Here is a 10,475-nt window from a genome sequence, read left to right on the forward strand (position 1 = left end):
TGGACCACTGACGTCTTGTGGACCACTGACGTCCCGGTCACGGGCCTCCAGGCTCGACCGTCCCGTATCGAAGTACCAGCAGACAGAAGTACCAGCAGACACCGGAAGGCTCGCATGACCACTGAATCCACGATCCACGACCTGATCATCGTCGGTTCGGGCCCGGCCGGATACACCGCCGGGATCTACGCCGCCCGCGCCGAGCTGTCCCCGCTGCTGTTCGAGGGAACCCAGTTCGGCGGCGCCCTGATGACCACCACCGAAGTCGAGAATTTCCCCGGCTTCCGCGAGGGCATCACGGGACCGGACCTGATGGACCAGATGCGCGAGCAGGCCCTGCGCTTCGGCGCCGACATCCGCACCGAGGACGTCGACGAACTCGACCTGACCGGCCCGATCAAGAAGGTCGTCGCCAACGGACAGACCTACCACGCCCGCGCCGTCATCCTGGCGATGGGTGCCGCCGCGCGCTACCTCGGCATCCCCGGCGAGGAGCAGCTCCTCGGCCGCGGCGTGTCCGCCTGCGCCACCTGCGACGGCTTCTTCTTCCGTGACCAGGACATCGCCGTCGTCGGCGGCGGCGACTCCGCCATGGAGGAAGCCACCTTCCTGACCCGCTTCGCCCGCAGCGTCACCCTCATCCACCGCCGCGAGGAATTCCGCGCCTCGAAGATCATGCTCGACCGCGCCCGCGCGAACGAGAAGATCCGCATCGTCACCAACGCCAAGCCCGTCGAGGTGCTCGGCGACACCGCCGTGACCGGCCTGGTCCTCGAGGACACCGTTACCGGCGAGCGCAGCACCCTCCCGGTGACCGGCATGTTCGTCGCGATCGGCCACGACCCGCGCAGCGAACTCGTCCGCGGCCAGATCGACCTCGACGACGCCGGCTACGTCCAGGTGCAGACCCCGACCACCGCCACCAACCTGCCGGGCGTCTTCGCCGCGGGCGACCTCGTCGACCACCTCTACCGCCAGGCCATCACCGCCGCCGGCACCGGCTGCTCCGCCTCGCTCGACGCCGAACGCTGGCTCGCCGAGCAGGAAGACCGCCACCCGATCACCGTCAACGCCGGATACTGACCCCTTCCACACCCATCGAGTAGGAGCCATCGTGGCCGAGAAGAACACCGTCACCATCTCCGACGCCTCGTTCGTCGAGGACGTCCTGCAGTCCGACAAGCCGGTACTGGTCGATTTCTGGGCGACCTGGTGCGGCCCGTGCAAGATGGTGGCTCCCGTTCTCGAGGAGATCGCCGGGGAGCACTCCGAGAAGCTCAAGATCGCCAAGCTCGACATCGACGCCAACCCCGCCGCGGCGCGCGACTACAAGGTCATGTCGATCCCGACGATGATCCTGTTCTCCGGTGGCAAGCCGGTGAAGACGATCGTCGGTGCGAAGGGCAAGGCGGCTCTCCTCCGCGACCTCGCCGACGTGCTCTGAGTCACCGTTTCCCCGTCGACACGGATGCGCCCGGATTATTCGTGATCCGGGCGCATCTGCGACAATCGAACGATGGTCTGGTGTCACACCGGGCACAGCAGGTCAGCAGCACGGAAAGGGCCGAGACATGCACCGACTGCGCTACGGCGACCATGGCCCTGCCGTCGCCGAAATCCGGAGCACCCTCACCGGCCTCGGATTTCTGCACGGCGAGTCCGACGTCTCCGCCGGCGACAGCTGGGTGGGCTCCGATGCGGTGTTCGACCGTGAGCTCGACAGCGCGGTGCGTGCGTTCCAGCAGCAGCGCGGTCTGCTCGTCGACGGCATCGTCGGTCCCGCCACATACCGGTCGCTGAAGGAAGCCTCGTATCGGCTCGGCGCCCGCACCCTCATCTATCAGCTCTCCGCACCGCTCTACGGCGACGACGTCGCGACGTTGCAGCGGCGCCTGCAGGATCTCGGGTTCTACGTGGACCGGGTCGACGGCTACTTCGGGCCGCGCACCCACGAGGCCCTGAGCTCCTTCCAGCGGGAGATCGGCCTCGCACCCGACGGCATCTGCGGCGCGGAGACCCTCCGGTCGCTGGAACTGCTCGGCACCCGGGTCACCGGCGGATCGCCGCACGCCATCAGCGAGGAGGAGATCGTCCGCCGGTCCGGTCCGCACCTGAGCGGCAAGCGCATCGTCATCGATCCCGGCCTCGGTGGCCGCGACCACGGCATCATCGTGCGCAGCCCGCACGGCGACATCTCCGAGGCCGACATCCTGTGGGACCTCGCTCGTCGCCTCGAGGGCCGCATGGCCGCGACCGGAATGGAGACCTTCCTCTCCCGGCCGTACCACGCGAATCCGTCGAACATCGAGCGGGCCGGCACCTCCAACGCGTTCGGCGCGGACCTGATGATCTCCCTGCGCTGCGACAGCAGCCCCAATCCGGCCGCGAGCGGCATCGCGAGCTTCCATTACGGCAACGCGCACGGCTCCGAGTCGATGATCGGTCAGGTGCTCACCGGCTTCATCCAGCGCGAGGTGACGGCCCGCACGCCGCTGCGGGACTGCCGTAGCCACGGTCGCACCTGGGATCTGCTGCGCCTGACGAACATGCCGACCGTACAGATCGACCTCGGCTACCTCACTAACACGCAGGACGCCGCGGTCCTCGCCAACCCGCGTTCGCGCGACATCATCGCCGAAGCCATCCTCATCTCGGTCAAGCGGCTGTACCTGCTCGGTCAGGACGACCAGCCCACCGGCACCTACACCTTCGCCGAACTGCTCGCCGAGGAACTGTCGATCACCGAGACCCGCTGAGCGGTTCGCTCAGCGGGTCGCCCCCACCGGGGTACGCCCCGACATTCCCGCGACGGTGAGCGCGGCCTCCTCGAGCAGTCGATCCAGCGCCGCCTCGACCCCCACCTTCCATTCGTGGTCGCGATCGAGTTCGAGCCGCAACCTCGGGAAGCGGTGGTGGGGAGCGACGACCTCGAAACCCATGTCCTCGAGGAAGCCGGCCTCGACCATGCACTCGGCGGGGGAGCAATCCCGTGCGGCCGTTGCCCCGGGAACGTCGCTCTCGTCCTCGCCGGCAGTCCGATACCCGAACGCCTCGATCGCGCGCACGTTGCGGCGGACCAGATCGGAGATCACCGCGCGGATCAGTGCCGCCCCGAGATCGCTGCCCTCCGCGAGCGGCTCGATCCGGACGGTGGTCAGCAGGATGGCATCCGCGCTCACCGGGGACGTCGGGAACAGCTGAGCGCGCGGCACCATGTTCGGCGGGGCGTAGAACGCGCTACCGGCGGGCTTGTCGTCGAGCGTGGCGACCTGGGCGCAGGAACCCCACTGGAGCATGACCATCGACAGCCATGCCTCCTTCTCGAACTCCGGATCGTAGAACCCGCCCGCGTCGTGTACCGCCGCGGGGTCCATCTCCCAGAACACACAGCGCCGGGCGTGTGCCGACAGCTGATCCATTCCGCCCAGGGTGAGTGTTGTGACTCGAGTCGACACTGGGTTACTCAGCCTCCAAGTCCGTATCCTCGACTGTCGTCCTGACGTGCCGAGGCGTCAAGAGGGGTTGGCCTGAGATTCCATCATCGCCACGATCCGCTCCAGGTCGTCGACCGAGCCGAACTCCACAACGATCTTGCCCTTGCGCTTGCCCAGGCTGACTGTGACACGGGTGTCGAAGGAATTGGACAGGCGCTCCGCGACGTCCTGGAGGCCGGGCATCTGGATGGGCTTGCGGCGCTGCTGCGGTGCGGGGTCCTTCCCGTCGCCGCGGTTCGCCAGCATGACCGCCTCCTCGGTGGCCCGCACGGAGAGGCCCTCGGCGACGATGCGCGCGGCGAGCACCTCCTGGGCGTCGGGTCCGGCCTCGAGCGACAGCAGCGCGCGAGCGTGCCCGGCGGAGAGCACACCCGCCGCCACCCGCCGCTGGACGGGGATCGGCAGCTTGAGCAGACGGATCATGTTGGTGACCACCGGCCGGGATCGGCCGATGCGGGCCGCCAGTTCCTCGTGGGTGACGCCGAACTCCTCGAGCAACTGCTGATACGCCGCCGCCTCCTCGAGCGGGTTGAGCTGGACCCGGTGGATGTTCTCCAGCAGCGCGTCACGCAGGAGGGACTGGTCGTCGGTCTCACGGACGATCGCCGGGATCGTGGCGAGACCGGCCTCCTGGCCGGCACGCCACCGGCGCTCGCCCATGACGAGCTGGTACCGCTCTCCGTCGAGCCTGCGCACGACGATGGGCTGCATGAGCCCGAACTCACGGATGGAGTGGACGAGTTCGGCGAGCGCCTCCTCGTCGAAGACCTGCCGCGGCTGGCGCGGGTTCGGCTCGATCTTGTCCGCCTCGATCTCGAGGTAGACCGCTCCGGCGGGGGAGGGGAGGGGCGTGTCCGCCGGCGCCGGGGCGCCGTTACCCGCGGCCTTCGCGGCCGGGGGAGTCGCCTGTTCGGTGGCGGTGGCCTTGTTCGACGTGGTTTTCGGAGCGGCGTTCTTGCGGTTGTCGCCGATGATCACGTCGGCCGCAGCGTTACCGAGGCCGGGAGCGGCCGCCGGGCCGGTCGGAATCAGCGATGCCAGACCCCGCCCCAACCCGCCTTTGCGTGTCGCGCTCATTCGTTCCCCTGCTTCTCGTTCCGGTATCCGCGTGCCGCCAATTCGCGTCCTGCGTCGAGGTAGCTCATCGCACCGCGCGAACCTGGATCGTAGTCGAGCACAGTCATCCCGTAACCGGGAGCTTCCGAGACCTTCACGCTGCGGGGGATGACGGACCGCAGCACCGCGCTGCCGAAGTGGGCGCGAACCTCCTCCGCGACCTGATCTGCGAGCTTGGTGCGGGCGTCGTACATGGTGAGCAGCACGGTCGAGACGTGCAGTTCGGGATTGAGGTGCGACTGGACGAGTTCGATGTTGCGCAGCAGCTGGCCGACCCCCTCCAGCGCGTAGTACTCGCACTGGATGGGGATGAGCACCTCCTTCGCCGCCACGAGCGCGTTGACGGTGAGGAGACCCAGCGACGGCGGGCAGTCGATGATGACGTAGTCGAAGTCCTCATCGCCGAGCGCGGCGGGGGAGAGAGCGTTCTTGAGACGGTTCTCCCGCGCGACCATCGAGACGAGTTCGATCTCGGCGCCGGCGAGGTCGATGGTGGCCGGGATACAGAACAGGCGCTCGCTGTGCGGGCTCTGCTGGATGGCTTCGGCGGCCTTCACCTCCCCGAGGAGCACCTCGTAGCTCGACGGGACGCCGGAGTGGTGCGGCACCCCGAGGGCGGTGCTGGCATTGCCCTGGGGGTCGAGATCGACGACGAGGACGGTCAACCCCTGAACAGCGAGGGCCGACGCCAGGTTCACCGTGGACGTGGTCTTGCCGACGCCACCCTTCTGGTTCGCGATCGTAATGACGCGGCGGCGAGCCGGCTTGGGGAGTGCGTTCACGGAACTCGGGTGAAGTACCTGGCTGGCTCGGTGCGCGGCGGCGCCGATCGGTGTGTCCAACGGCGAGAGCCCCTCGTACGGAATCGGAGAGAACTCGTCCTCGACGGACTCGGACTCGGCTCCCGTCGGCCTCTGCGCCTCGGTTTCACGTGAAACAGCGGATTCAGATCCACCCGACATTGACCGCTCCTTTGTTGTCGACACACCCGGTTGGCACGGTACATCCCCTCGCGAAACCACGCCGGTGGTCCACGACCGGCCACCCCGGCCGGCCACCGTTTCGGTCCCGCGACCGGGCGGAGTGAGCCGAGGCGTAGTGGCTGATGCGTGAACTCGGAAAGCGGGTTGCGCCAGCGCAGGTTGGCGACCCTGCCGGCCCACTCCGTTTCCTCGTTTCGACCAGTATCCCATCCACCTTCCGAAGGAGTGCGACGACGTCGCCGACGAAGATGATGTTTCACGTGAAACCTGACGTTTCACGTGAAACAGAGATCTCCCCGCCGGTGCCGTTTCACGTGAAACGCCACCGGGTGGCGGCGGCGGACCGGGCGCCATCCGAGCGGGCGGGAAATTATCTGTCACAGTGACGAAATGCCATCGAGTGGATGAATGGGCGGTTGCCGCGAAAGATCCGCGCTCCCGGACGAATTCCATTCTTTATCCCAAAAGCCAAGGCAGGCAACAACTTCGGGCGAAACTGGGATCAAAGGAACGGCAGACGGCGGACTTCCACGCGGTCTCGGCGGCGCAGAACCGGAGTTCGCAGTCGAGGAGGGGATTTCCGGACGCGGCGCACGCGGTGAGCGGCGGGCGATGCAGGTGCCGTCAGGATGCAGCCTTCCGCGTCACGCCATCGGGACGCGAGGGGCGGCTCGCACGGGTTGCAGCGAAAACAGTGGCGCCTGCTCGAGAGAATCGTTCAGCTCGAGAGTCTCGAGTCGCGCACATCTCGAGTCGGCGCACTCGAGGCGGGGGACCGCTCGAGTGGGGGAGGGGGGCGGTTTCACGTGAAACCTGATCAGCGCTTCTTGCGCCGTCGCACCGGCCGCGGCATCCGCTCCGCCTTCACAACGAGGGTGGGGGTCTCGAGCAGACCCACGCCGCACTCGAGGACCTCGAGGTTGCCGGCACCGAGACGGGCGAGTTCGTCGCGATCGCGTTCGATCTCCTCCGCCGCGCTGGAGCCCTTGAGCGCCAGCATCCGTCCGCCCTCGTGCACGAGCGGCAGCGACCACTTGGCGAGCTTCGCCAGCGGCGCCACCGCACGTGAGGTGACGACGTCGGATCCGCCGGCTTCCTTCACGACGCCGGGCTGCTCCGCACGGCCGCGGATGACGAGCACGTTGGTCAGGCCGTGCGTTTCGACGAACTCGGCCAGATACACCGACCGTCGCAGCAGAGGTTCGACGAGGGTCACATGCAGATCGGGGCGGGCGATCGCCAACGGGATACCCGGAAGCCCGGCACCGCTGCCCACATCGACGACACGTTCGCCTTCGTCGATCAGTTCACCCAGCACTGCGCAGTTGAGCAGGTGGCGGTCCCACAGGCGGGGGACCTCGCGCGGACCGATGAGACCGCGCTCCACACCGTCGGTAGCGAGGGAATCCCGGTACTGCTCGGCAAGACCGAGTCGCTCACCGAAGACGCGAACGGCGATCTCGTGGATGCGCGCCTCGTCCTGTTCCACGTGAAACATCCTCTCCCGACGACACTGGCCTCGAAGAAAGGAGGGATCCCGACGCACCCGCCGAGATCCCTCCCACGCACTGCTGTCCGATCGATACTGCTGTCCGATCGATACTGCTGTCCGATCGATACTGCTGTCCGATCGATACTGCTGTCCGATCGATACTGCTGTCCGATCGATACTGCTGTCCGGTCAGTTCTTGACGACGACGACCCGGCGCTGCGGCTCGGCGCCCTCGCTCTCGCTGGACACACCCTCGATCTTGGCCACGGCGTCGTGGACGATCTTGCGCTCGAAGGGCGTCATCGGGGTCAGCTCCTCGCGCTCCCCGGTCTCGAGTACCCGCTTCGCGGCGGCCGTACCGAGCTGGCTGAGCTCTGCGCGCTTGCCCGCCCGCCACCCCGCGATGTCGAGCATCAGCTTGCTGCGCTCGCCGGTGACCTGCTGCACCGCGAGGCGGGTGAGCTCCTGCAGGGCATCGAGTACCTCGCCGTCGCGGCCGACGAGCTTGGACAGATCCTTGCCGCCGTCGATACTCACGACCGCACGGTCGCCCTCCACGTCGAGATCGATGTCGCCGTCGAAGTCCAGGACGTCGAGCAGCTGCTCGAGGTAGTCGCCGGCGATTTCGCCCTCCTCGATCAGGAGATCGTCCTCGGAGTCGGAATCCGCATCGAGATCCGGCGTCTCGGTGGTCACGTCGGCATCCTCCTGTGCCTTGTCCAGGTCACTGGCCATGATTCGCTCTCTCTTCTTCGGTCAGCGCCGCTTGCGCTTGGAGTTCTTCGAGCCGCTGGGGCGTTTCGATCCGGCGACGTTCTTCGGGCCTCCGGCCGGCGGGGCGGACGGCCCGGCACCGCCGGAGGTGTCGTCCGCGGCCGGCTTCTCCAGCGAGATCTCCGAAGCGTCCGCGGCACCGGCGACAGCGTCCTCCCCGGTGGTGGACGGAGCCTTCTTCTTCGCGGCCCGATCGGGACGGGCACCCGGCTTGGGGGCGTTGTCGCTGCGGCGTGCGATCGCGGCCTGCTTCTTGGCCTCTTCCTCCTGGTCGATCTTGCGGAAGACGATGTGCTGCTGGGCGTAGGTCCAGATGTTGTTGCTCACCCAGTACAGGAGGATGGCGATCGGCAGGAACGGGCCGCCGACGATGACGCCGAGCGGGAACACCCACAGCGCCAGCTTGTTCATGATCGCGGCCTGCGGATTCGCCGCGGCCTGCGCGCTCTGCCGCGCGACGGAGGCGCGGGAGTTGAAGTGGGTCGCGATGCCCGCGACGATCATCAGCGGAATCGCCACGAGCGCGATGTCGAGGCGGGAGGGGATGCCACCGAACGGCTCGAACGCCACCAGCGACGCCTCGGGCTGGGTGATCCACGCCGAGATCGGCGCGCCGAACAGGCGCGCACTGAGGAAGGACTGCACGTCCTCCGGGCTGAACGCATAGTTTCCGAGCTGGGCGTTCTCCTCCGGTGACAGGCCGAGCTGACCGAATCCTTCACCGGTGCGGTTGAACGAGCGCAGCACGTGGAACAGACCGATGAACACCGGCGCCTGCAACAGGACCGGGAGGCAACCCATCAGCGGGTTGAAGCCGTGTTCCTTCTGCAGCTTCTGGAGTTCGACGGCCTGCCGCTGCCGGTCGTTGGAGTACTTCTTCTGCAGCGCCTTGATCTGCGGTTGCAGTTCCTGCATCTGCCGCGTCGTCCGGACCTGCTTGACGAACGGCTTGTACAGGATCGCGCGCAGCGTGAAGACGAGGAACACCACGGACAGCGCCCACGTCGCGCCGTCGTCGGGCTCCAGTCCGGGCAGGGCCGTGAAGGCGTTGTGCCAGACCCAGAGGATCCAGGACACGGGATAGTAGATGAAGTCGAGCACGGCTCTATGTACTCCTCAGGTCGTCCAAGGTCGCCACCCAGCGGCGTCGGTCCGAAGTCTTCAGTGCCGGTCAGGGACCCCGGTCGACCGATCGATGCCGCCGCTCGGGCACCGGATCCCAACCCCCAGGGTGCCAGGGCGCACATTTGAGCAGGCGGACGACCGTCAGCACGGAGCCGACCACGAACCCCCGGGTTCGCAGCGCCTCGACGGCGTATTCGCTGCAGGTGGGGGTGAAACGGCAGGTCGGCATGCGTGTCGGAGACACGTACGTGCGATAGAGCTCGATGCAGAAGATCAACATCCGGGCCGGTGCGGAGCGCACCGACCGCAGCACGCCGTCCGCGTTCATCCCGTCCGTGTTCATCCCGGCCGCCGCGCCGTCGCGACCAGACCCAGTCGGGCGAGGCCGGAGCGAACCTGCCGGTCGAGTTCCTGCGAGGAGGCCGAGGCGGCACCCGGAAGCGCCCGGACGACGACGTCTGCGCCGGCGGGAACCTCGTCGACGAGAGTCGCACAGATATGACGAAGCCGGCGTGCGACTCGATGTCGAATCACCGCCGGCCCGACAGCCTTGCTCACGACGAATCCGAACCGCGGACCGCCGAAACTCACCACCAGCTCGGCCTGCTCCCGCTCGATCGCGTGAACGACCAGATCTCGCCGCCCCTGTCGGCGGCCACGACGAACGGTCTCGGAGAAGTCCGCGCGGCGCCGCAGGCGATACGGCTCAGGTAGCACCCCGAGCTCCCGGAATCGGGGATCAGGCGGTGAGCGAAGTGCGGCCCTTGCGGCGACGCGCCGACACGATCGCACGACCCGCACGGGTCCGCATCCGGAGACGGAAGCCGTGAACGCGCGCGCGGCGTCGGTTGTTCGGCTGGAACGTCCGCTTGCCCTTGGCCACGGTCAACACTCCTCGAAGTTCTATGACGCCGGTCGGCGTCCTCGGTCCAACGTGTACGGAAATCGCATGACACGTGCCGTACGCGAAAAATACTGCGTGGCAGCACGGATCCGTCACTGCTGTATGAGTGACTGTTCGAGGCTACTCGGCGGCAAGCACGAAATCAAACCGCGCCGGCTCGGCACACGCAAGACGACACGCCGCACACCCATTTTCCCGTGCGTCACGTTCGCAACACGAAGTCGTGTGACTCCGTTCACATTCCGGTACGCTCCCGTTCATGGTTTCGCCGGGGTTGTTCCTCGTCGCCCACCACCGCGGTGAGCGGGGCCACTCGCTTCCGCCGCGCGGGCACCGGCGCTGCGCCCGGCCGCCGGTCTGCGCGCGGGCCGGCACGCGCAGTCGCTAGCCCGGGCCGCGCGCGCCGGGCTTCTCGAGACATGTCACACTGGGCACTTCGTGTCCGAGCCGGACCTCGCGTCTCGTCCTCGGTGTGCCCCGCTCTCTACAACTCCCAATCCACATCCCACAGGCCGCCACCCTGTGGTTGTCCACATCTGTGGATAATCGTGTGGAATTCGGATCGAGAGAACTGGGGAGGACGCGAC

Annotated in this window: 12 protein-coding genes; 3 read left to right on the plus strand and 9 right to left on the minus strand. The window is 67.5% G+C overall.

Going from position 1 to position 10,475, the window contains the following annotated elements:
* Window positions 1-114 precede the first annotated feature (114 nt).
* The 3 genes from trxB to KZJ41_RS28270 all read left to right on the plus strand — a co-directional run bounded on the left by trxB (window position 115) and on the right by KZJ41_RS28270 (window position 2,756).
* Window positions 115-1,083, plus strand: coding sequence for a thioredoxin-disulfide reductase (gene trxB / locus KZJ41_RS28260; protein WP_168580480.1), 969 nt, complete (start codon window positions 115-117; stop codon window positions 1,081-1,083).
* Window positions 1,084-1,114: 31 nt separating this feature from the next.
* Complete coding sequence (trxA, locus tag KZJ41_RS28265; protein ID WP_006934442.1) at window positions 1,115-1,444, plus strand: thioredoxin; 330 nt, start codon at window positions 1,115-1,117, stop codon at window positions 1,442-1,444.
* 127 nt (window positions 1,445-1,571) lie between these two features.
* Complete coding sequence (locus KZJ41_RS28270; RefSeq protein ID WP_006934443.1) at window positions 1,572-2,756, plus strand: N-acetylmuramoyl-L-alanine amidase; 1,185 nt, start codon at window positions 1,572-1,574, stop codon at window positions 2,754-2,756.
* 9 nt (window positions 2,757-2,765) lie between these two features.
* Here the strand turns inward: KZJ41_RS28270 and KZJ41_RS28275 are convergent, their stop codons facing one another.
* The 9 genes from KZJ41_RS28275 to rpmH all read right to left on the minus strand — a co-directional run bounded on the left by KZJ41_RS28275 (window position 2,766) and on the right by rpmH (window position 9,867).
* A complete protein-coding gene (locus KZJ41_RS28275) occupies window positions 2,766-3,455 on the minus strand; it encodes a hypothetical protein (protein WP_050036223.1) in 690 nt (229 codons plus the stop codon).
* Between the two features lie 57 nt (window positions 3,456-3,512).
* Window positions 3,513-4,571 carry a ParB/RepB/Spo0J family partition protein gene (locus tag KZJ41_RS28280; RefSeq protein WP_029546797.1) on the minus strand — a complete coding sequence of 353 codons (1,059 nt, stop codon included), beginning with the start codon at window positions 4,569-4,571 and terminating at the stop codon, window positions 3,513-3,515.
* Window positions 4,568-5,572, minus strand: a complete 1,005-nt coding sequence (locus KZJ41_RS28285; RefSeq protein ID WP_029546798.1) for a ParA family protein — start codon at window positions 5,570-5,572, stop codon at window positions 4,568-4,570. Before KZJ41_RS28285 ends, KZJ41_RS28280 begins: the two co-directional genes overlap by 4 nt.
* Window positions 5,573-6,410: 838 nt before the next feature.
* Window positions 6,411-7,091 (minus strand): 16S rRNA (guanine(527)-N(7))-methyltransferase RsmG, encoded by a 681-nt coding sequence (rsmG, locus tag KZJ41_RS28290; protein ID WP_029546799.1) that lies wholly within the window; start codon window positions 7,089-7,091, stop codon window positions 6,411-6,413.
* 183 nt (window positions 7,092-7,274) lie between these two features.
* Window positions 7,275-7,820: a R3H domain-containing nucleic acid-binding protein gene (locus tag KZJ41_RS28295; protein ID WP_029546800.1), complete on the minus strand. Its 546-nt coding sequence runs from the start codon at window positions 7,818-7,820 to the stop codon at window positions 7,275-7,277.
* Between the two features lie 21 nt (window positions 7,821-7,841).
* Window positions 7,842-8,960, minus strand: a complete 1,119-nt coding sequence (gene yidC, locus KZJ41_RS28300; protein ID WP_006934450.1) for a membrane protein insertase YidC — start codon at window positions 8,958-8,960, stop codon at window positions 7,842-7,844.
* A gap of 70 nt (window positions 8,961-9,030) precedes the next feature.
* Window positions 9,031-9,312 (minus strand): membrane protein insertion efficiency factor YidD, encoded by a 282-nt coding sequence (yidD, locus tag KZJ41_RS28305; protein ID WP_006934452.1) that lies wholly within the window; start codon window positions 9,310-9,312, stop codon window positions 9,031-9,033.
* Window positions 9,313-9,323: 11 nt separating this feature from the next.
* Window positions 9,324-9,701, minus strand: a complete 378-nt coding sequence (rnpA, locus tag KZJ41_RS28310; protein WP_006934454.1) for a ribonuclease P protein component — start codon at window positions 9,699-9,701, stop codon at window positions 9,324-9,326.
* A gap of 22 nt (window positions 9,702-9,723) precedes the next feature.
* Window positions 9,724-9,867 carry a 50S ribosomal protein L34 gene (rpmH, locus tag KZJ41_RS28315; protein ID WP_006934459.1) on the minus strand — a complete coding sequence of 48 codons (144 nt, stop codon included), beginning with the start codon at window positions 9,865-9,867 and terminating at the stop codon, window positions 9,724-9,726.
* Window positions 9,868-10,475 lie beyond the last annotated feature (608 nt).

It is taken from the genome of Rhodococcus sp. 11-3, assembly GCF_023704055.1.
GTDB classification, from domain to species: domain Bacteria; phylum Actinomycetota; class Actinomycetes; order Mycobacteriales; family Mycobacteriaceae; genus Rhodococcus; species Rhodococcus aetherivorans.